Origin of the sequence: Nitratidesulfovibrio sp. 1201_IL3209, assembly GCF_036763125.1 — a bacterium.
Taxonomy (GTDB): domain Bacteria; phylum Desulfobacterota; class Desulfovibrionia; order Desulfovibrionales; family Desulfovibrionaceae; genus Cupidesulfovibrio.
The window spans coordinates 21707-41184 of record NZ_JBAIYT010000004.1; the positions used below are offsets into that span (position 1 = coordinate 21707).

18 protein-coding genes, 1 pseudogene and 1 riboswitch are annotated in these 19478 nt (G+C 70.3%); of the genes and pseudogenes, 9 read left to right on the forward strand and 10 right to left on the reverse strand.

From position 1 onward, the window contains the following. Window positions 1-31 precede the first annotated feature (31 nt). The 5 genes from V6B97_RS03700 to V6B97_RS03720 all read right to left on the reverse strand — a co-directional run bounded on the left by V6B97_RS03700 (window position 32) and on the right by V6B97_RS03720 (window position 3477). Window positions 32-334: a HigA family addiction module antitoxin gene (locus V6B97_RS03700; protein WP_333505149.1), complete on the reverse strand. Its 303-nt coding sequence runs from the start codon at window positions 332-334 to the stop codon at window positions 32-34. A gap of 10 nt (window positions 335-344) precedes the next feature. Further along, a complete protein-coding gene (locus V6B97_RS03705; protein WP_333505150.1) occupies window positions 345-623 on the reverse strand; it encodes a type II toxin-antitoxin system RelE/ParE family toxin in 279 nt (92 codons plus the stop codon). A gap of 80 nt (window positions 624-703) precedes the next feature. Further along, window positions 704-1852, reverse strand: a complete 1149-nt coding sequence (locus tag V6B97_RS03710) for a GGDEF domain-containing protein (RefSeq protein WP_333505151.1) — start codon at window positions 1850-1852, stop codon at window positions 704-706. Next, a complete protein-coding gene (locus V6B97_RS03715) occupies window positions 1849-2724 on the reverse strand; it encodes an HD-GYP domain-containing protein (RefSeq protein ID WP_333505152.1) in 876 nt (291 codons plus the stop codon). Before V6B97_RS03715 ends, V6B97_RS03710 begins: the two co-directional genes overlap by 4 nt. Before the next feature lie 366 nt (window positions 2725-3090). Beyond that, window positions 3091-3477, reverse strand: coding sequence for a Rid family detoxifying hydrolase (locus V6B97_RS03720; RefSeq protein WP_333505153.1), 387 nt, complete (start codon window positions 3475-3477; stop codon window positions 3091-3093). 188 nt (window positions 3478-3665) lie between these two features. On the opposite strand from V6B97_RS03720, the gene V6B97_RS03725 reads away from it, so the two are divergent. From V6B97_RS03725 to V6B97_RS03765, 9 genes are all read left to right on the forward strand, one after another. Further along, complete coding sequence (locus V6B97_RS03725) at window positions 3666-5078, forward strand: sigma-54 dependent transcriptional regulator (protein WP_333505154.1); 1413 nt, start codon at window positions 3666-3668, stop codon at window positions 5076-5078. Window positions 5079-5427: 349 nt separating this feature from the next. Continuing rightward, window positions 5428-5835, forward strand: a complete 408-nt coding sequence (locus V6B97_RS03730) for a hypothetical protein (protein ID WP_333505155.1) — start codon at window positions 5428-5430, stop codon at window positions 5833-5835. Window positions 5836-5935: 100 nt separating this feature from the next. After that, on the forward strand, window positions 5936-6379 hold the full coding sequence (locus V6B97_RS03735) for a hypothetical protein (protein ID WP_333505156.1): 444 nt from the start codon (window positions 5936-5938) through the stop codon (window positions 6377-6379). A 546-nt stretch (window positions 6380-6925) separates the two neighbouring features. Continuing rightward, window positions 6926-7198 (forward strand): hypothetical protein, encoded by a 273-nt coding sequence (locus V6B97_RS03740; RefSeq protein ID WP_333505246.1) that lies wholly within the window; start codon window positions 6926-6928, stop codon window positions 7196-7198. Window positions 7199-7496: 298 nt separating this feature from the next. Beyond that, the gene (locus tag V6B97_RS03745) at window positions 7497-8777 is read left to right on the forward strand and encodes an ABC transporter permease (protein ID WP_333505157.1); all 1281 of its coding nucleotides are present in this window, start codon (window positions 7497-7499) and stop codon (window positions 8775-8777) included. 1 nt (window position 8778) lies between these two features. Further along, window positions 8779-9582, forward strand: a complete 804-nt coding sequence (locus V6B97_RS03750; protein ID WP_333505158.1) for an ABC transporter ATP-binding protein — start codon at window positions 8779-8781, stop codon at window positions 9580-9582. A 23-nt stretch (window positions 9583-9605) separates the two neighbouring features. After that, a complete protein-coding gene (locus tag V6B97_RS03755) occupies window positions 9606-10529 on the forward strand; it encodes an MlaD family protein (protein WP_333505159.1) in 924 nt (307 codons plus the stop codon). After that, window positions 10529-11263 (forward strand): ABC-type transport auxiliary lipoprotein family protein, encoded by a 735-nt coding sequence (locus tag V6B97_RS03760; RefSeq protein ID WP_333505160.1) that lies wholly within the window; start codon window positions 10529-10531, stop codon window positions 11261-11263. Before V6B97_RS03755 ends, V6B97_RS03760 begins: the two co-directional genes overlap by 1 nt. Before the next feature lie 144 nt (window positions 11264-11407). Next, window positions 11408-13468 (forward strand): methyl-accepting chemotaxis protein, encoded by a 2061-nt coding sequence (locus V6B97_RS03765; RefSeq protein WP_333505161.1) that lies wholly within the window; start codon window positions 11408-11410, stop codon window positions 13466-13468. A 247-nt stretch (window positions 13469-13715) separates the two neighbouring features. On the opposite strand, the gene cobI is transcribed toward V6B97_RS03765, so the two are convergent. The 5 genes and pseudogenes from cobI to V6B97_RS03790 all read right to left on the reverse strand — a co-directional run bounded on the left by cobI (window position 13716) and on the right by V6B97_RS03790 (window position 18633). After that, entirely contained in the window at window positions 13716-14504 is a 789-nt protein-coding gene (gene cobI / locus V6B97_RS03770; protein WP_333505162.1) for a precorrin-2 C(20)-methyltransferase, read from the reverse strand. 20 nt (window positions 14505-14524) lie between these two features. Beyond that, on the reverse strand, window positions 14525-15541 hold the full coding sequence (locus V6B97_RS03775; protein ID WP_333505163.1) for an ABC transporter substrate-binding protein: 1017 nt from the start codon (window positions 15539-15541) through the stop codon (window positions 14525-14527). Then, window positions 15534-16385: pseudogene (locus V6B97_RS03780) on the reverse strand (ABC transporter ATP-binding protein); the annotation flags it as partial. The gene V6B97_RS03775 and the pseudogene V6B97_RS03780, both read right to left, overlap by 8 nt. Before the next feature lie 77 nt (window positions 16386-16462). Next, window positions 16463-17644: a FecCD family ABC transporter permease gene (locus V6B97_RS03785; protein WP_333505165.1), complete on the reverse strand. Its 1182-nt coding sequence runs from the start codon at window positions 17642-17644 to the stop codon at window positions 16463-16465. Further along, entirely contained in the window at window positions 17644-18633 is a 990-nt protein-coding gene (locus V6B97_RS03790; RefSeq protein ID WP_333505166.1) for a sirohydrochlorin cobaltochelatase, read from the reverse strand. The genes V6B97_RS03785 and V6B97_RS03790 overlap by 1 nt, the downstream gene beginning before the upstream one ends. Before the next feature lie 189 nt (window positions 18634-18822). Beyond that, window positions 18823-19003, reverse strand: a riboswitch (cobalamin riboswitch). Window positions 19004-19478: the final 475 nt, after the last annotated feature.

Here is a 19478-nt window from a genome sequence, read left to right on the forward strand (position 1 = left end):
GCGCATCGGCGGGGTGTTTCCGTCCGCAAGGCTACGCGTTGGCCGCCTTGATGGGCTGCACGTCTCGCCATTCCGTCCGGGTATTGGCGGTTTCCCACAGGGTGTACGCCTGCTGCATGCCCAGCCAGAGTTCCGGCGTGGTGTCCAGCGCGCGGGAAAGGCGCAGGGCGATGTCCGGCGTGACGGACGCGCGTTCGTTGACGATGGCCGAAAGCGCCTTGCGCGAAATGCCCAGGCGCCGCGCCAGTTCGGTGATGGTGATGCCCAGCGGGTCCATGTGCATCCTGAACAGGATTCCCCCAGGGTGCGTGGGCTTTCTGGTGCGGGTACGCATGGCGGTTCTCCTAGTGGTAGTCCTGATAGTCCACGATATGGGCATCGCCGTTTTCGAAGCGGAATGTCAGGCGCCAGTTGCCGGATACCTTCACGGCCCAATGCCCGGCCAGATTCCGCTTGAGCGGGTGCAGGCCCGAACCGGGAAAGTTCATGTCCCGGACCTCGCGCGCGTTGTCGAGAAGGTCCAGAACGTCGAGCAACTTGCGCACATGCTTCTGCTGCACGCCTTTGGTGGCGCCGTCGTAGAAGAGGTCTTCAAGACCCTTGTGCGCAAAGCTGCGGATCATGAGGAGACTGTAACCATCTTGGTTACACCCGGTCAAGGGGGAAAGCGGACGGGAGGGGCCAACGGCCATTGCTACCGTAGCTACCGTACCGCGATGCCGTTGCCGCCCCGTCGCTTCACCGCGTACACGGCGCCGTCGGCGCGGGCCACCATGGCCTGCACGGCCAGGGGCGCGCCCTCGCCCGCACTGGCGGCGTTGCCCGCGTCGGTCACCGGGGCCAGTTGGCAGGCGGCGTCGGCGCGGCCTTCGCCCTGCTGGCGGTAGCGGGCGATGCCGATGCTCAGGGTGCAGCCGTGGTTCTGGCACTGGGCGAAGCGGTGGCGGATGCGTTCGGCCACGGCACGCACGGAATTCTCGTCCGGGCAGGCGAACAGGATGCCGAACTCGTCGCCGCCGATGCGGCAGGGGGTGTCGGTGCCCACGCGCACCGCCTCGGCGATGACGTCGCCCAGCAGGCGCAGCAGTTCGTCGCCCGCCGAATGCCCGTGGGTGTCGTTGACGGCCTTGAAGCGGTCGCAGTCCACCAGCATCAGGTGGAAGGGCGGGCGCAGCCGGGCCTCTGCGGCCAGTTCGGCCAGGCGGCGTTCGAAGTGGCGGCGGTTGAACAGGCCGGTCAGGGCGTCGCGCACGGCCAGTTCCTCCATGTGCCGGGCGCGGCTGTCCGTGGCCTCCAGCCGGGCCATCAGGTGCCGTTCGCGGCTGGCCACCAGGTGGGCCATCCACTCCAGGTTGCGCTTCAGGCGCAGCAGGTCGTGCTCGTCCTCCTGCTCGTTGGGCAGCGACAGGGGGCGCGGCTGGCGGCCTTCGCGCAGGGCCAGGCAGAAGGCGTTGATGGCGTGGATGTCGCGCATGAGCACGAAACGGCAGATCAGCCCGGCCACGGGGATGCACAGCACCAGCGCCCCGGCCAGGTACAGGGCCACGGCCAGGACGGCATCCTCGAACACGGTCACGGGCAGTGCCCGCGGCAGTCCGGGCAGCACGGCGTGGCCCTGCGATTCCAGGTGGTGCAGCAGCACCCCGGCGGGCACCACCACCACCAGGAACAGGGCGATGGCCAGCCGGGTGCGCGGGTTCAGCGCGTCCACGCCGCGCCAGAAGGCGTCGATCAGGCGGCGCAGCCAGCGCGGGGTGGCCAGGGGCAGGCCGACGATGCTTGCGGCGGAGGTCCGGTCGGTGGTGCGGGCGGCGTTGGCGGCATCGGTATTGCACGAGGGGGTGTGGTTCATGCGGGCACCGGGATCAGCAGGCCGCGCGGAGCGGCGCGACCGTCTTCCCACGTGTCTTCCCATGTGGCGCTCCGTGGGGCGGTGATGTCGTTGCGGCGGACGGGGTCGGCCGTGCCCGCCCCGCCCGGGCCGTTGGGCGTTGCCGCCGTGGTGGCGGATGTTTCGGACGGCAGGGCGTGGCCGGTGCCGGAGAACGCGGGGGCGTCGTGGCCGTGGCGGCAGCAGGCGGCCACCGCGCAGGCCGCGACGGCGGCGCCGCCCAGTTCGGACCGGGGCGGATGGGGCGTGCTGAAGGCGCGGTGCAGTTCGTCGCGCACGGTCACGAAGGCCCGCACCACGGCCGGGTCGAACTGGCTGCCCGAGCAGCGCAGCAGTTCCGCCTCGGCCTGCTCGAAATGCATGGCCGGGCGGTAGGGACGGTGCTGGAGCATGGCGGACAGGCTGTCCGCCAGGGCGATGATGCGCGCGCCAAGGGGGATGGCCTCGCCGCGCAGGCCGTGCGGGTAGCCCCGGCCGTCCCACCGTTCGTGGTGGTGCAGGATCATGGCGGCCACGCCCTCGTCGGCCAGGTCCGCCACCGGGCTGACGATGCGCGCGCCGATGACCGGGTGGGCGCGCATGTGCTCCCATTCCTCGGGGGACAGGGTGCCCGCCTTCAGCAGCACGGCGTCGGGCACGCCGATCTTGCCGATGTCGTGCAGGTGCCCGGCCACGTGCACCCGGTCGGCGTCGGCCGGGGAAAACCCCATGGCCCGCGCCAGCAGGAAGGCGGCCAGGGCCACTTCCTCGGAGTGCGAGCGGGTGTGGGCGTCCTTGGCGTCGATGGCGTTGCCGAGCGATTCCGCGAACTGGTGCAGCAGGGTGCTTAGCATGGCGCGTTCCCCGCGTTGCCGGAAGGAGGCACGCCCCGGCGGAAAGGAGGGACGGATATCCTGTCCGCTGCTTTGAAGTTGAAAATCATTTTCATGAACAAGGGGAATATCCCCATCATCCGGCGAGGTCAATGGGGGATGCCTGGGGGAAATGCGCGTTGTCCGGAAAAAGTGGACGTTGGTTGCGTGGGGGGAGGCCGGAGCCGGGCGGCGGGAAATGTCTGGGGATATGGCGAGTTGCGCGGGCGGCACGGAGTGTGGAGGACCGGGGGATGCGCGCCCGGCGGAGCACCGTTGCCGGTGGGGCCGCCGGACGCGGGCGCATCGGGGGAGGTCCGTCAGGAACTGCCCGTCAGGGGATATCCCTCAGGGGAGATCGATGATGGCCTCGATCTCGATGTTCGAGCCCAGCGGCAGCGCCGCCACCTGGATGGTGGAACGGGCCGGGAAGGGCGCGGCGAAGAATTCCGCGTAGGCGGCGTTCATGGCCGCGAAGTCGGCCAGGTCGGTGAGGAACACGGTGACCTTGACCACCTGGTCCAGGTCCGCGCCCGCGGCCTGGGCCACGGCCTGCACGTTGCGCAGGCACTGGCGGGCGCGCGCGCCCATGTCGCCTTCCACGAAGGCTCCGGTGGCCGGGTCCACGGGCAACTGGCCCGAGACGAACAGCAGCCCGCCGCAGGCGAGGCCGGGGGAATAGGGGCCGACCGGGGCGGGGGCCCCGGCGGGGATGATGGCGGTGCGTTGGGCCATTGGCGCGCTCCTGCGATGCGGGTGGGCGGATGTCCCGGCGGCGGGCCGCCGGGGGCACGGGGACGATGGCGCAGCCTAGCCGCGCGGCCCCGTGCTTGTAAAGCCGGAGGGGGGCCGCCCGTGCAGCCCCCACGCGGGGCTTGCGCTCCGGCCCGGCTTCCCATAGGCGGAAGGGCAACGAGGATCGCATGAAATACCTGCTCGCCGTCACCCCCCGTGAAGACGCCCTGCACGTGCTGCGCGCCAGCTTTTCCGGCGACGTCACGGTCATTCCCTGCCGCACCAGGCCGGAGGCGCTGGCCCAGGCCACCGGCCGCGCGCTGGACATGGTGATGATCGACCTCGGCCTGTTGCTGGAAGGGCGCGAGCCCTCGCGCCGGGTGCTGCACGAGGCGGTGTGGGAGGTGAAGCGCCGGGTGCCCTCGGCCGAAATCATCGTGCTGGCTGAAGCCGACGCCGTGCGCCACGCCGTGGACGCGGTGCAGGCCGGGGCCGGGGGCTACCTGTCGTACCCCCTGCTGGAGGAGGAGGTGCGCCTTGTCGCCCAGAAGCTGCACGAATCGGCGCTGGTGCGCTCGGAGCTGGACTACCTGCGCGACCGCCACTGGGCGGGCGACGCGGTGGACCTGGCCCACACCAACAGCCCGCGCATGCGCGAGGTGTTCGACAAGGTGCGGCTGGTGGCGGGTACGCGCAGCACCGTGCTGCTTACGGGCGAGACGGGCACCGGCAAGAGCCTCATCGCCCGGCTGATCCACAACCACAGCAACCGGCGTTCGCGGCGGTTCATCAGCGTGCACTGCGGGGCCATTCCGGACACGCTCATCGAAAGCGAACTGTTCGGCCACGAGAAGGGCGCGTTCACCGGCGCGGTGCGCAAGAAGCCGGGCAAGTTCGAGATCGCCGAGGGCGGCACCATCTTTCTGGACGAAATCGGCACGGTCAGCCAGTCGGCCCAGATCAAGCTGCTGGGCGTGTTGCAGGACCGGGCCTACCAGCGGGTGGGGGGCGAGGCGGTGCTGCGGGCCGACGTGCGGGTCATCGCCGCCACCAACGAGGATCTGGCCGCGCTGTGCGCGCAGGGGCGCTTCCGGCGCGACCTGTACTACCGGCTCAACGTGTTTCCCGTGGACGTGCCGCCCCTGCGCGAGCGCAAGGAAGACCTGCTGCTGCTGGCCGAACTGTTCGTGCGCCGCTACAACGCCCAGATGGTCAAGGACATCCGGTCCATCCACCCGGAGGTCATCGACGCATTCATGGGCTACGACTGGCCGGGCAACGTGCGCGAACTGGAAAACCTCATCGAGCGGGCGTGCATCCTTGAAAGCAGCAACGTGCTCACGCCGGACAGCTTTCCGGCGGAATTCTTCGGCCCCGGCGGGGGCGGGCGGCTGGCCACCGTGGACACCACCCTGCCCCTGGCCGAGGCGCGCCGCCGCTCGGTGGACGTGTTCGAGCGGGCCTACCTGGAGCGGGCGCTGGCCCAGTGCGGGGGCAGCGTGCAGCGCACCGCCGCGCTGGCCGGGGTGACCACCCGGCAACTGCACAAGCTGATGACCCGGCACGGGCTGCGCAAGGAGGATTACAAGCTGCGCGGCTAGCGGGCTGTTTCTAAGTTGTTCTTTCGCGCGCCGGGCACGGGATTTCTTCCGTGACCGGCGCGCGGCGTTATGGCGGGGGGGGCCGGGTGTGAAGAAAGGAGAATTCCGAGGTCTTGTTTATGGTTATCGGAATTTTAAGTTCTGTTTATTGTATATGTTATTTATACACAGTATGATACAATAAAACATTGCATACGGAAATGGCAGGCTGGCGGAGAATCCGGGGGGCATTGATCGGCCAACCCGCAAAAACAGGAATTTTAAATTCCTGTTTTTGACGTGCCTATACAAAAAGTCTAGAAACAGCGCCAACTTGGCGATATGGCGCGGAAAGTGCTCTGCGCGCGGCATGGATTCCCGGCAGCACCCGCACAAGGACCGGAGTGGCGCGGCCATTGTGCCCGCCGCACCCGAACACCCTGTCCCCGGCCTGGGCGGCGGGCTTCCCGAGGGCCTTGGGGAGCCCGCCAGCGCCGTTGGCGCGGCAGGGGCCCGGCAGCCGGTCCGGGGCGGCGAATCCCTGGTGTCCGTCACCGGCTACGTGCTGCCGGATGCCTGGGGCGAGAATTACGAGGTTTCGGGCGTGCTCATCGCCGACGACCGCGAGCGCGAACTGGTGGTGGGCAACGTGGCGGACCATCCGGCGCTGCTGGCCCTGTGCCGCCGCAAGGTGACGGCCACGGGCCGGTTGGCGGCGCGCGACGGAAGGCTGCTGTTCACGGTGCGCGATTTCGTGGTGGTGGATGCGGCGGGGTGAGATTCCGGGGGACTGCGGCCGGGACGGGACGGAAGGGAAAGAGCCCGTGCAGGACGGGCGTGGCGGATGTCTGCGGATGTCTAAGGAAGAGGGCCGGATCATGATGGCGCGGACGGAGGAAGGAATGCGCGGCGCGGCGGCGCGCGCGGGCGGCAGGCTGCCTGCGGTTGCGGCCATGGTGCTGTTGTCGCTGTTGGTGCTGCTGTCGAACTGGATGCTCGTGAGCCCGGCGGCCCACGCGGCGGGCATGACCATGGGGCCGGAAACCCCCGAGGTGGTGGTGACCGGCGTGGTGGTGGTCACCGACGACGGCCCGCTGCTGGAAACCATGGACGACCGCATCTTTCTGCTGCGGGGCGTCACCGACCTGGAACTGGACGGGCTGGAAGTGGTGGTGACGGGCATCGCCAATCAGATCGAGGACGGCTATTTCACCCTTGACGTCACCGGCTATTCGGTGGTGGACGAGGATAACGGGGAATCCGCGCCGCAGGCGTCGCACCTGTACGGCGTGGATACCGCGTATCTGGGACGCAGGATCTAGGAGTTATTTCTAAATTGTCTTTTCGCCCGTTGGCTGACCGACCCGAAGGGCGCGAAGCGTGCCCGTTAAGCGAGCTTGCGAGCTTTACGGGCATCGAGCGCAACGCGGTCAAACTTTGCCTGCTATAGCGTTGCTGTCCTTATCCGTAAGACTCGCGCTGCGCGCTCGCCTAACGGCTACGGCTCGGTTGAATACGATAAGAGCGCGATGCGGTCGCCATCCGTAATGCTCGAAGACTCGCATAACGGCTGCCGCATACGCCCTCATGGCAGGCTCGTTTTCCTTGCCAACGAACGAAAATCCTAATTTGGAAACAACTCCCAAGACCGGTTCCGGCAGGCCGGGATTGCCCGCCGCGCCATGGCGCGTGAAATATTGAACATGTAATATCATGGAATAGCACGCAATTTTCCGCGCGGGAAATTTTTTGCACACCGGGTCCCACCAAACGCTTGCGTTTTCAGGAAAGGGGTAATATTCCGCAGTGTTGTGTGGGTCCGAAAGGCGGACCCTTTCCCGTTCGCGCGAGAGCCATTTGTGAACACCATGGAAGGCATCAGGACTATTCAGGGGTACATCGTGCCGCTCACCCTGAAGGGGCACGACGACATGGCCGCCAAGGTGGCCGTGGCCGCCGGGGATACCGAGTTCCACATCGTCCCTCGCGGTGCCGGGGCCGACCTTGCGGCGCACATCAACGCCCACGTGGAGATCGTGGGCACGGTGCGCGAAAAGGACGGGGAGTTGCTGCTGCAAGTGCGCAGCTACAAGCTCACCGACGGCTACGAGCACGAGTGGTACGACGACGACGTGGAATAGCCGTCGCCGTCGCATCGCCGCCATCGGAGAGTCGCCATCGAAGGTTCGCATGGTGCGCGCGGACTCGGGCCGCGCGGCTCTTGGCGTTTGGCTGCCGCCGGGCTGCATGGCGCGGCGCGGTTCGCGGGCCGCTCTCCGGTCCGGCGCGCATGTCGGCTTGCGTTCCCTCCGCCCCCCTTCCATCTCCCCTTGGCCCCATTCGGCCCCGCCCAGTTCCGTCCAGTTCCGCCCAGTCCCGTCGGGTCCCGTCCGGTCCGCAGCCCTTGGCGCTGTCCTTGGGGCGTGGTAGATTGACCCGATGCGCGAAACCGTCCCCCCGTTCCGGGAACCCACCCTCAAGGGCGACTACCGGCGTCCCGACCCGGACGCCCATGCCGGGCCGCACGAGCCGGGGCTGACCTGCGCGCCCGCCGCGCCGGACATGGACGCGGCCCACGGCGGGGCGGCGGAAGCCTGCGCGCGCGAACAGGTGTTCACCTTTTCCGGCGCGTGGGAGGTGGGCTCCATCGGCCGCATGACCGCCCGGCTGCTGCGCCGCTGCGCCGAGGTATGCCAGAGTTGCGGCGTGCAGGGCGATGCCCCCGTGGTGCATCTGGACCTTTCCGGGGTGACCCGCCTGGACACCGCCGGGGCGCAGCTGCTGTGCCGGGCCGCGGCCAACATGGCGGCGGCGGGGGCGCAGGTGGCGTGGCGCGTGCCCGATCCCGGCCAGTCCGTGCTGCTGGACCGGGTTCGGGCCATCGACATTTCCGTGGTGCCGCGCGAGCGCCGCGTTTCGCCGGTGCTGGGCGCGCTGCACGCCATCGGCGGCTCCATCGTCGAGGAACTGGAGCAGGCCCGCTCCATCGTGGGGTTCCTGGGCATGTTCCTGGTCTCGCTGGCCGCGTCCGTGGCGCGCCCGTGGCGGCTGCGCTGGGTGTCCATCGTGCACCACATGGAGCAGACCGGCATCCAGGCCGTGCCCATCGTGGCCCTGCTCACCTTCCTCATCGGGCTGGTCACCGCGTACATGGGGTCGGAGCAGTTCACCCGCTTCGGCGCGCAGGTGTTCGTGGTGAACCTGATCGAGGTCTCCACCCTGCGCGAACTGGGCGTGCTGTTGACCGCGCTCATCGTGGCGGGCCGCTCCGGCTCGTCGTTCACCGCCCAGATCGGGGCCATGGTGGCCAACGAAGAGGTGGACGCCATGCGCTCCATGGGGCTGGACCCCATGGAAGTGCTGGTGATCCCCCGCGTGGTGGCGCTGGTGCTGATGCTGCCGGTGCTGACCTTCATCGCCGACTTCATGGGCGTGCTGGGCGGGGGCATCGCCTCGTGGCTGTCGCTGGGCATCTCGCCCGGCGCGTTCGCCGTGCGCTTCCAGGAGATCACCCGGCTGACCAACTTCGTCACCGGGCTGGTCAAGGCCCCGTTCTTCGCGCTGATCATCGGCATCGTGGGTTGCTTCCAGGGCTTCCGGGTGACCGGCAGCGCGGAGTCGGTGGGCCGGCTAACCACCCAGGCGGTGGTGGAGTCGATCTTCCTGGTCATCGTGGCCAACGCGGGCTTCGCCATCCTGTTCATGTCGCTGGGGGTGTAGGGTGGGGGGCGCGCCGATCATCTCGCTGCGGGGCATCGCCAACCGCTTCGGCCCGGTGACGGTGCACGAGAACCTCGACCTGGACGTGCAGCCCGGCGAAGTGCTGGGGCTCATCGGGGGATCCGGCTCGGGAAAGTCCGTGCTGCTGCGCACCATCCTTGGCCTGCGCCGCCCCCAGGCGGGCGACGTGCGCGTGCTGGGGGTGGACATCACCCGCGCCGACGAGAACGCGCGCCGCGCCGTGCGCCGCCAGTGGGGGGTGCTGTTCCAGGACGGGGCGCTGTTCTCCTCGCTGACGGTCATCGAGAACATCAAGGTGCCCCTGCGCGAGTTCACCAACCTGCCGCCCGACGCCATGGACGACGTGGCCGCCATGAAGCTGCGCATGATGGGCCTGGCGCCGGAGGCGGCGCTGAAATACCCGTCCGAGCTTTCCGGCGGCATGCGCAAGCGGGCCGGGCTGGCCCGCGCGCTGGTCATGGACCCGGCTGTGGTGTTCCTGGACGAACCCACGGCCGGGCTGGACCCCATCGGAGCGGCGGCCTTCGACGCGCTGCTCGCCGACCTGCGCGCCGCGCTGGGGCTTACCGTGGTCATGATCACCCACGACCTGGATTCGCTGTACGCCGTGTGCGACCGGGTGGCCGTGCTGGCCGAGAAGCGCATCTACGCCGTGGGCGCCATCGGCGAGTTGCTGCGGGTGGACCACCCGTGGCTGCGCGAATATTTCACCGGACCGCGCGGGCGCGTGGCCGCCGGGGTGTCCGGCCACGCCGGGCATGGCGGCCCGGACGGGACACGCTAGGGGCTGTTTCCAAGGGAGAACGCATGGAAATCAGAGCCAGTTACGTACTGGTCGGGGTGTTCACGCTCATGGCCGTGGTGGGGGCGCTGGCCTTCATCCTGTGGACGGCCGGGCGCGGCGGCGGCGTGAACCTGGTGCAGTACGACATCAACTTCACCGGGCACGTTTCCGGCCTCAGCGTGGCCAACGACGTGCTGTTCAACGGGGTGAAGGTGGGCACGGTGAAGGCCATCACCATCAGCCCCACCGACCCCGGCCGGGTCAAGGTGCGCATCGAGATCGCGGCCGACACCCCGGTGCGCGAAGATTCCATGGCCTCGCTGGAGGCGCGCGGCATCACCGGGGTGACCGTGGTGCAGATTTCCGGCGGCACGGCCACCAGCCCGCTGCTCAAGCCGCACGACGGCGAGGATGTGGCGGTGATTCCCGCCCAGCTTTCGCGGCTGGAAGCCCTGTTCGCCGGGCTGCCCGCCGTGGTTTCCGACGGCCGCGAACTGATCCAGCGCATCGCGGGCATGGCCGACGACGAGAACCGCCGGGCCCTGGCCCAGACCCTGCAATCGCTGGACATGCTCACGGCGCGCCTTGCCGCGCGGGCCGACGCCATGGACCGCATCATCGGCAACCTGGACGTGACCACCCGGCGCCTGGCCAACGCCTCCGCCGGGCTGGAGAACGCCACCGGCGACATGCGCGACTACCTGCGCACCGACCTGCGCGACTCCACCCGCGCCGTGGGCGACATGGCCCGGCGCATGGACGGGCTGGTGGCCCGGGCCGAGCCGGGCGTGGCCAAGTTTTCCGGCGAAGGGCTGGAGGACATGCGCCGCCTGCTGGCCGAGGCGCGGCAACTGGTGGCCACGCTGGACCGGCTGGCCCACAAGGTGGAAAGCGACCCCCGCCGCTTCCTGTTCGGCAACCCCGTACCGGAGTATGATGCCCGATGATGCCCGCCACCCATACGCGCGCATTCGACCCGTACGCATTCGCCCCGTACGCATTCAATCGGCGCGCGCCTCTTTCCGCCCGCCGGGGGCTGCTGCTTTCGCTGTCGCTGGCCTGCCTGCTGCTGGCCGCGCTGTCCGGCTGCGCCCGCGTGCTGGACCCCGGCCCCGCGCCCACCCACCTGTTGCTGGCCCCGGCCATGCCCGCGCCCGGCGCGCCCGGTGCGCCCGGTGCGGGTGGCGCGCTGCCCCTGCAACTGGCCGTGTCCCTGCCGGAAACCAGCCGCATGCTGGATACCGACCGCATCGCCCTTGTCCTGGGGGGCGTGACCGGGCGCGAGGTGCGCTACTATGCCGGGGCCAAGTGGACCAGCCCCGCGCCGCGCCTGGTGCAGCGGCTGCTGGTGGAAGCCTTCGAGCGGAACGGGCGTCTGGACGGCGCGGCCGAGGAATCGGCGGGCATCTACCCCGACTACCGGCTGATGAGCGACCTGCGCCGCTTCAACACCCGCATGGTGGGCGGCGCGTCCGCGCCCACGGTGGAGGTGGAACTGGCCCTGCGCCTGGTGGACCTGAAGACCGGGCGCATCGTGGCCTTCACCGCCATCGGGCGTGACTGCCCCGCCGCCGGGTCCGGCCTGCCGCAGGTGGCCGAAGCCTTCGAGACCGCCATGGGCGACGTGCTGGCGCGGGCCACCGCGTGGAGCCTGGACGCCATGGCCGCCACCCGTTCCTGACGCGGCGTCCGGCCCCATCCCGTTTTCCGCGCAGTATTTTTTACGGCGCGGGGCTATCGCCTGCCCGGCCGGCATGGTATGCTGGCACACTCGGGCTTTGATGCGATGCTCTCGGGGGAGGGCTGCAACAGGGCGAGGTGCTCCATGGGCTGGAATCTTCGCAACCGCTTCCTCGTGCCGACGCTGGGGCTGGTGCTGGCGGGCATGGCCGTGTCTTCGTGGCTGTCCTATTCCGTGTCGGAAAACGCTCTGCACAGCGCCATCAAGGCCCAGTCGGAAATGATGGTGCGCGCCGCCGTGGGCGAACTCGGCAGGCGCATTCAGGACCAGCGCGGCGACATCGCCACGCAGACCTCGCGCAACGTGCTGCTGGACGTGCTGCGGACGCCGCCGGGCGGCGATCCTGCCGCCCCCGACCGGGCCGCGGCCGTCCGCCGCGCCAACGAGGCGTTGCGGCAGGTGGTGGCCACCTACGACGTGTACCAGGTGGTCAACGTGCTGGGGCCCGACGGCGTGGTGGCGGCCAGCAACCTGGACGAATCCGTGGGCAAGGAGAACCGCTCCGGCCGCGACTACTTCAAGCGCGGCATGCAGGGCGAGGCCACCGTGTCCGAGCCACTCATGAGCATGACCACCAACACCCCCGTGATCGTGGTGGCCGCGCCCATGCAGGTGGACGGCAAGGTGGCGGGCGTGCTGTACGGTTCGGTGGACCTTGCCAGGTATGCCAAGGAGTTCATCAATCCCATCAGGATCGGCAAGACCGGCTATGCCTTCCTGGTGGCGCGCACCGGCAAGATCATCGTCCACCCCGACGCCTCGCTGATCCTCAAGACCGACATCAGCGAACTGGAGTGGGGCAAGCAGGTGCTGGCGCAACGCACCGGCAGCATCGCCTACCCCTGGCAGGGCATCACCAAGTTCGCCTATTTCATGGAAGAACCCTCCACCGGATGGATCATGTGCGTCACCGTGGACGAAAGCGACATCCGCGACCCGGTGGCGGCCATCCGCAACGTCAGCGTGGCCGCCACCACGGTCATTCTGGTGCTGGTGGGCACGGTGATCTTCTTCATCGTGCGCAACATCGCCAACGCGCTGGGCAAGGGCGTGGAATTCGCCAGCGCCGTGGCCGGGGGCGACCTTTCGCGGCGGCTGGACCTGGCCCGCTCGGACGAAATCGGCACGCTGGCCACCGCCTTGCGCACCATGGTGGACCGGCTGAAGGACATGATCGCCACCTCGGAGCAGAAGACCCGCGAGGCCGAGGAGCAGGGCGCGCAGGCCCGCCGGGCCATGGCCGAGGCCGAGGCCGCCCGCGCCGAGGCGGAACGCGCCAGGAGCGAGGGCATGCACCAGGCCGCCGCGCGGCTGGAAGTCATCGTGGACCGGGTGGGCTCCGCGTCGGAGCAGCTGGCCGCCCAGATCGAGCAGGCCAGCCGGGGGGCCGACGTGCAGCGCGAACGCACCGGAGAAACCGCCACGGCCATGGAGGAGATGAACTCCACGGTCATGGAGGTGGCCCGCAACGCCTCGTCCGCCGCCGACAACGCGGAAAAGGCCCGCCGCCAGGCGGAGGACGGCGAGGGCATCGTGCGCTCGGTGGTGGAGGCCATCGAGGACGTCAACGACAAGACCGCCCTGCTCCGGGGCAGCCTGCACGAACTGGGCGACCGGGCCGAGTCCATCGGGCAGATCCTGAACGTGATCAGCGACATCGCGGACCAGACCAACCTGCTGGCGCTCAACGCGGCCATCGAGGCGGCCCGCGCGGGCGACGCCGGGCGGGGATTCGCCGTGGTGGCCGACGAGGTGCGCAAGCTGGCCGAAAAGACCATGAACGCCACCCGCGAGGTGGGCGACGCCGTGCGGGCCATCCAGGGCTCGTCGCGCGAGAACGTGCAGGGCATGGAAGAGGCGTCCATGTCCGTGGGCCGCAGCACCGAACTGGCCACCATGGCCGGGGATGCGCTGGGGGTGATCGTGACCGTGGTGCAGGAAACGGCCGACCGGGTGCGGGCCATCGCCACGGCGGCGGAGGAACAGTCCGCGGCCAGCGAGGAGATCAACCGGGGCACCGAGGAGGTCAACCGCATCGCGGCCGAGACGGCGGAAGTCATGGAGCAGTCGGCGCAGGCCGTGGCCGAGCTGGCCCGCATGGGGCAGGAGTTGCGGCAGTTGGTGGAGCAGTTGAAGCAGGGGTAGGGGTTGTTTCCAAATAGTCCTTTCGCCCGTTGGCTACGTCAAACTTCGCCTGCCATGTCGGTCGAATACGAGAAGAGTATACTCCCTCATGGCAGGCTTGTTTTCCTTGCCAACGAACGAAAATCCTGATTTGGAAACAACCCCAAGCGGCGCACCATCCATATATTATGATGCACACGGGAATGGGCCGTCCGGCGATGCCGGGCGGCCCGTCGTTGTTGCGGGAACGGAACGGGGAACCGGGGGGCTACGCTTCGCCGGTCTCGTTGCCGCTGCGGGCCTTGGGCACCAGCAGCAGGGTCAGGTAGTGGGGCGCGTCCGGGGCCTCGGCCAGCGAGGGGGCGATGAACTCGCCCGGCAGGCCCAGGCGCGAGACGAACACCGCCTGTTCCGCCGCGCCCTGTTCGGCCAGCACCCGGCGGATTTCCGGAAACTTGCGGTACGCCTTCAGGATCACGGCGTTGTCCGCTCCGGCCACGTCGGCGGCCAGCTTGTCCATGCCGTTCACGCCCGGCACCAGCAGCAGGGTTTCGTCCGCCTCGCACAGGATGGTGCGGGTGCGGGCGGCGGCCGCCTGGTACGAGGTGACGCCCGGCACCACCTGCACCGCGTCGCCGGGCAGGTCCGGGGCCACCCGGCGCAGGGTGCGCAGCAGGTAGCCGAAGGTGGAGTAGATCAGCGGGTCGCCCAGGGTCAGGAAGGCGGCGTCCTCGCCCTTGCGCAGGGTGTCGGCCACGGCGCGGGCGTTGGCCTCCCACGCGGCGGCCAGGGCGGCCCTGTCGCGGGTCATGGGAAAGCCCAGGGCCTCGATGCGCGCGTCGGCGGGCAGGTGGGGCCGGGCGATGTCCAGCGCCACCGAGTAGTCGTTGCGCGTGGACGAGGCGGCGAACACCACGCGCACCCGCGACAGCGCGTTGGCGGCGCGCAGGGTGAGCAGGTCCGGTTCGCCGGGGCCCACGCCGATGCCGTACAGGGTGCCGCAGGCGGCGGGCGCGGCGTTGGGGGCGGGGCGGGAAACGTCGTTGGGGGCGGGCATGGAAAACCTCTTGAAGGATGCTATGGCGCGGTCGGCGCGGTCGGCGCGGTCGTGGCCGGGGTGGGAGCCCATACATCGGGGTGCAGGTACCGGGCAAGCTCCTCCACGGCGTCCACGGCGCGGGGGCCGGGGCGGGAGTAGCGGGCCTCGTCCACGCCCAGCACGCGCCCGTTCCGGACGGCGGACAGGGTGGCGTAGTGGGGCCGGGTGGCGGGCGGCTCCGGTTCCGGGTTCATGGGGCCGCGTTGCAGCAGGTACACGTCGGGGTTCAGGCGCAGCAATTCCTCTTCGCTCAGGCGGGCCACCCGGCCTTGGGCGGTGACGGGGTTGCGGCCGCCCGCGCGGGCGATGATGTCGGTGACGATGGAGTCGGCTCCGGCGGCCAGCAGGTTGGGGTGGCGCACCTCGAAAAACACCGTGGGCCGGGGGCGGTCTGCCACCCGCGCGGCCACCGCGTCCAGCCGGGCGCGCAGGGCCGCTTCCAGCGCGGCGGCGCGGTCCGGTTCGCCGGTCAGGACGCCCACGCGGCGCAGCACGCCGAACAGTTCGTCGAACGAGCCCACGCGAAACACCGCCACGGGAATGCCCAGCGCGCGCAAGCCTTCCACGGCCTCGCCCGCCTCGCGGCGGCCCTCCATCTGGAGCACGAGGTCCGGGGCCACGGCGGTCACCATTTCCGGGCTGGGCCGCATGTGCGTGCCGATGACCGGCAGGTGGCGGATGGCGGCGGGTTCCTCGTCGGCGGCGGTGCGCGCGGCGATGCGCCCGGTCAGGTCCATGGCCGCCAGCAGTTCGTTGAACGCCCCGTACAGGGCCACCATGCGCCGGGCGGGATGGGGCAGGCGCACCTCCCGCCCGGTGTCGTCGGTGACGGACACCGGCCCGTCCGGCTGCCCGGCGCGGGCGGCGGGAAGCACGGTCAGCAGGAGCAGGGGCAGGAGCAGGGCCACGGCCAGCGTCCGGCCGGGGCGAAGGGGGCGCGCCGTGGCCGGGACCGTGGCGTGCTGGTGAACGGACGGATGCATGCGGTCAGTCATCCTGTGCCTCCGTGGGGAGGGGCGGAGTCTGTACGGAAATTCCGGACACGCCGGACGGCTCCGGGGGCGTTGCGGAAAGGGGAGAAGCGTGTCCGGAAAAACCGGACAGTGACGATGCAGGTTTCGAAAGCGGCACACCCGGCATGTAACTGGCCTGCGGCGCGCCGGTGACCGGGTGCGGCCGGACCACCACCGGGGCCTCGTAGACCTCGGACAGCACGGCGGCGGTGAAGGTGCGGTCCACCGGGCCGTCTTCCACCACGCGGCCGTGCTTCAGGAATATCAGCCGGGTACAGTACAGCGCGGCCAGATTCAGGTCGTGCACGGCGGCCACGATGCGCGCCCCGGCCAGATGGCGGGCGTGCAGCAGGTCCAGGATGTCCAGCGCGCGGGCCACGTCCAGCCCGGCCGTGGCCTCGTCCAGCAGCAGGGTGTCCGCGCCCTGGGCCAGCGCGCGGGCCAGCAGCACCCGTTGCAGTTCGCCCCCGGACAGGGTGCGCGCCCCGCGCGCCGCAAGGTGGGCGCAGCCCGTGTCGCGCAGGGCGGCCACGGCGGCGGCATGGTCGTCCGGGCCGTAGCCGCGCAGCAGGGTGGTGTGCGGGTAGCGGCCCATAAGCACCAGCGACAGGGCGTCCAGATCGGGGATGTGCTCCGGCCGTTGCGGCACGGCGGCGATGCGCCGGGCGCGCTCGCGCGGGCGCATGCGGTGCAGGGGCGCGCCGTCAAGGGTCACCGAGCCCGAGCGCGGGGCCAGCACGCCGGACAGCACCAGCAGCAGGGTGGTCTTGCCGCTGCCGTTGGGTCCCAGCAGGCCCACCAACTCGCCGGGGGCCACGGACAGGGACACGCCGTGCAGCACGTCGCTTCCGCCGGGGGAGTCGGTCCGGCGGCCGTACCCGGCATGCACGCGGGAAAGTTCAATCATGGCGCGCCCTCCGCCGCCGCGGCCGCCGTCCGGGCTGCCGGGCCGCGTCCGCCGCGCACCAGCAGCAGGCAGAAAAACGGCCCGCCCAGCAGCGCCGTGACCACGCCCACGGGCAGTTCCGCGCCGCCGGGCAGCAGGGTGCGGGCCAGCACGTCGGCCCAGGCCAGCAGTACGCCGCCCCCGAACCAGCCTGCCGCCAGCAGCGGCCCGTGGGCCGCGCCCAGGCGCAGCCGCGCCAGATGCGGCACCACCAGCCCCACGAAGCCGATGACCCCGCTCACCGCCACGCAGCCCGCCGTGATCAGGCTGGCGCCCACCAGCAGTTGCAGGCGCACGCGGGCCGTATCCATGCCCAGTTGCCGGGCCTGCACGTCGCCCAGGGCCAGGATGTCCAGTTCGCGGAAGCGCGGCAGAACCAGCAGCAGGCCCAGCGCCAGCCACGGCAGCAGCACCGCCGCGTGCGCCCAACCGCGCCCCTGCAAGCTGCCCATGATCCAGAACACGATGCTGGACACCGATTCCTCGTCCAGCGCCTTGACCAGCGAGACCAGCGCCGAGAGCACGGTGGACACCACCACCCCGGCCAGTACCACGGTTTCGCGGCGAAAGGTTCCGCCGCCCGCCGCGCCGCCCAGCAGCAGCACCGCACCCAGCGAGGCCAGCGCCCCGGCCAGCGCGGCCAGCGGCAGCAGGGCCTGCGGCGACAGCGCCGCGAACGCGGGCAGATGCAGGGCCAGCCACGCGGCCAGCGGGCCGATGCCCAGGGTCAGCGCCAGCGACGCGCCGAAGGCCGCCCCGCCGGACACGCCCAGGGTGAACGGGTCGGCCAGCGGATTGCGCAGCACCCCCTGAAACACCGTGCCCGCCACGGCCAGCCCGCCGCCCGCCAGCAGGGCCAGACAGACTCGGGCCAGGCGGATGCGGGTGACCACCAGCATGTGGGTGGCGTCGGGCGCGGCGTCGGCCCCGCCGGTGAGCGCGCCGGGCAGCGCCAGTTCGGCCAGCGCGCGCAGCACGTCGTCCACGGGAATGCGGAACGGCCCGAACAGGCAGGCCAGCACTGCCGTGGCCGCCCAGAGCAGGGCGGCCAGCAGGATGCTGCGAAGGGCGCGGCGCGGCCGCGCGGCCCCGGCCCCCGCCTGATGCGGCGCGGACCGGGGCGCGGTGGCGTTGTGCATTACTGGTTCGACTGGTCCAGCTGCTTCAGGGCGGCGTCCAGGTGGCGCAGCCAGATGGCCGCCACGGAGTCGGACGAGGCGGTGCCGCGCAGCACCGGGCGCGGGGTGATGCCCCGTTCGCGCAGTTGCGAGGCCCACGATTCCGGATCGTCACCGGCCATGTCGTTATGGGCGTGGTCACCGGCCACGGCCATCAGCGGCACCAGCCACGCGGTGCGCACCTTGCGTTCGGCCAGGGCCCTGGCCACGTCGTCGAACGAGGGGGAACCCTCGACCACGCCGACGAAGGCCAGCGGGTCGGCCTTGGTCAGGTAGAACTGCATGGCCGGGTAGCTCAGCGCGGCGGGGTGGTGCGGGTTGCCGTGACCCAGGAACACCACGGCCTCGCCGGGCTTGCGTTCCTTGGGCAGCAGCGACTTCAGGGCCACGGCCAGGGATTCGGCGTCGTCGGTGGAAGCCAGCAGCGGCAGGCCCACGGCGATGCGGGTCAGCCCCTTGGGCAGCCCTTCCATGGCCTTGGCGGTGGCCAGCAGGCCGTGGAATTCCTCGCCGGTGATGGTGTGGAACGACTGCACGGCCACGTGGGTGAAGCCCTCTTCGGCCATGTCGGCCAGGGCCTGCTGGGGCGAGGCGGCGGGCTTGCCTTCGCTGATCAGCGAGGCGCGGGCCTTGCGGGCCGACCACGCCCAGCGGATTTCGGCGCCGGGATGGGCGGCGCGCACCAGCCGTTCGATGTTGTCCAGCGCGGGCCGGGCCTCTTCCACCGTGGTGCCGAAGGCCACCAGCAGGATGCCGTCCTTGCGGGCGGGTTCGCCGCCGTGACCGGCCAGGGCGGCGCCGGGCAGGGACAGGCACAGGGCCAGCAGCAGGGCCGCCAGCAGCGACAGGGGCAGCGGCAGGGGCAGGATGCGGGAGAGGGGGGGCGTCGCAAGGGCGCGCGAAAGGGCATCCCGCCGCGTGGCGGGCATGCCGGCAGGCACGTGAAGCATGGGGACCTCCGAAGAGGCAGGCGGGCAATTGGCGAGGCGGCGGGCACCGGGGACGCGGCCCGGCACGGCCCCATGCGTCCGGCGGGCCCGGCGGATGTGCCGGGCGCGGTGCGACGGAATGGGGTGCGCGGGCGCGCGGAACGTGGCCGCCGGTCCCGGAAGGGCAAAAGCCCCGTTGCCTTCCGGGCATGGCCGATGACGCGTCAGGCAGGTCTTCCGGCTTGCCCGACCTGCTCCGGCCTTCCCGGACCGTGGTCCAGTGGCGCTCGGGGGAGCAGGCGTTCTCGCGGGCTTACGGCGGCGGGTCCGCTCCCGATTCGCACGGGATTCCCTATCAAGTCCCAGGGACACCTGAATGGAGATGGATAGGCCCGGCGCGGCGAGGCTGTCAAGCGACCTCACCGGTCGGGCCTGTGGGGCCGGTCGGGCTGGCGGCGGGGCGCATCCTGCCACCCTCGCCCCCCACATTCGTGCATCCGTCTCATCCATCTCCTCCATCTCACCCGGCACATCCGCCTCATCCGCCTCATCCGCCCCATCCGGGCAATCCGGATGGCGATGCATCGGAATATCTTCGTAATACGCCTGTAATACAGGGCTAATCGGGTTGGCATCGCCGTTGCAAAACAGTCGTTAGTCGCACTCCCGAATCCGGCTTGTCCGGACACGGCCGGATTGTCGGGAGCGAGCATGAAGAGACGCAGAAAAACCCTGACATTCCTGAATAAAACATGGATGGCAGGCCAGTCCCGGAACGAAGTTACGGATGGGTTTGGGGATTCCGGAAAAGCCGGACGGAAACGCGGCACACCGGATAACAGGCTGAACGCAGGCGGGGCGCGCCC

Bases quoted from the DNA above. Each gene is read 5' to 3' on its own strand.
- cobI (WP_333505162.1), bottom strand. From the start codon at position 14,504: ATGCCCGCCCCCAACGACGTTTCCCGCCCCGCCCCCAACGCCGCGCCC.
- V6B97_RS03705 (WP_333505150.1), bottom strand. From the start codon at position 623: ATGATCCGCAGCTTTGCGCACAAGGGTCTTGAAGACCTCTTCTACGAC.
- V6B97_RS03765 (WP_333505161.1), top strand. From the start codon at position 11,408: ATGGGCTGGAATCTTCGCAACCGCTTCCTCGTGCCGACGCTGGGGCTG.
- V6B97_RS03735 (WP_333505156.1), top strand. From the start codon at position 5,936: ATGATGGCGCGGACGGAGGAAGGAATGCGCGGCGCGGCGGCGCGCGCG.
- V6B97_RS03775 (WP_333505163.1), bottom strand. From the start codon at position 15,541: ATGACTGACCGCATGCATCCGTCCGTTCACCAGCACGCCACGGTCCCG.
- V6B97_RS03720 (WP_333505153.1), bottom strand. From the start codon at position 3,477: ATGGCCCAACGCACCGCCATCATCCCCGCCGGGGCCCCCGCCCCGGTC.
- V6B97_RS03760 (WP_333505160.1), top strand. From the start codon at position 10,529: ATGCCCGCCACCCATACGCGCGCATTCGACCCGTACGCATTCGCCCCG.
- V6B97_RS03710 (WP_333505151.1), bottom strand. From the start codon at position 1,852: ATGAACCACACCCCCTCGTGCAATACCGATGCCGCCAACGCCGCCCGC.
- V6B97_RS03785 (WP_333505165.1), bottom strand. From the start codon at position 17,644: ATGCACAACGCCACCGCGCCCCGGTCCGCGCCGCATCAGGCGGGGGCC.
- V6B97_RS03725 (WP_333505154.1), top strand. From the start codon at position 3,666: ATGAAATACCTGCTCGCCGTCACCCCCCGTGAAGACGCCCTGCACGTG.
- V6B97_RS03755 (WP_333505159.1), top strand. From the start codon at position 9,606: ATGGAAATCAGAGCCAGTTACGTACTGGTCGGGGTGTTCACGCTCATG.
- V6B97_RS03740 (WP_333505246.1), top strand. From the start codon at position 6,926: ATGGAAGGCATCAGGACTATTCAGGGGTACATCGTGCCGCTCACCCTG.
- V6B97_RS03700 (WP_333505149.1), bottom strand. From the start codon at position 334: ATGCGTACCCGCACCAGAAAGCCCACGCACCCTGGGGGAATCCTGTTC.
- V6B97_RS03715 (WP_333505152.1), bottom strand. From the start codon at position 2,724: ATGCTAAGCACCCTGCTGCACCAGTTCGCGGAATCGCTCGGCAACGCC.
- V6B97_RS03790 (WP_333505166.1), bottom strand. From the start codon at position 18,633: ATGCTTCACGTGCCTGCCGGCATGCCCGCCACGCGGCGGGATGCCCTT.
- V6B97_RS03730 (WP_333505155.1), top strand. From the start codon at position 5,428: ATGGATTCCCGGCAGCACCCGCACAAGGACCGGAGTGGCGCGGCCATT.
- V6B97_RS03745 (WP_333505157.1), top strand. From the start codon at position 7,497: ATGCGCGAAACCGTCCCCCCGTTCCGGGAACCCACCCTCAAGGGCGAC.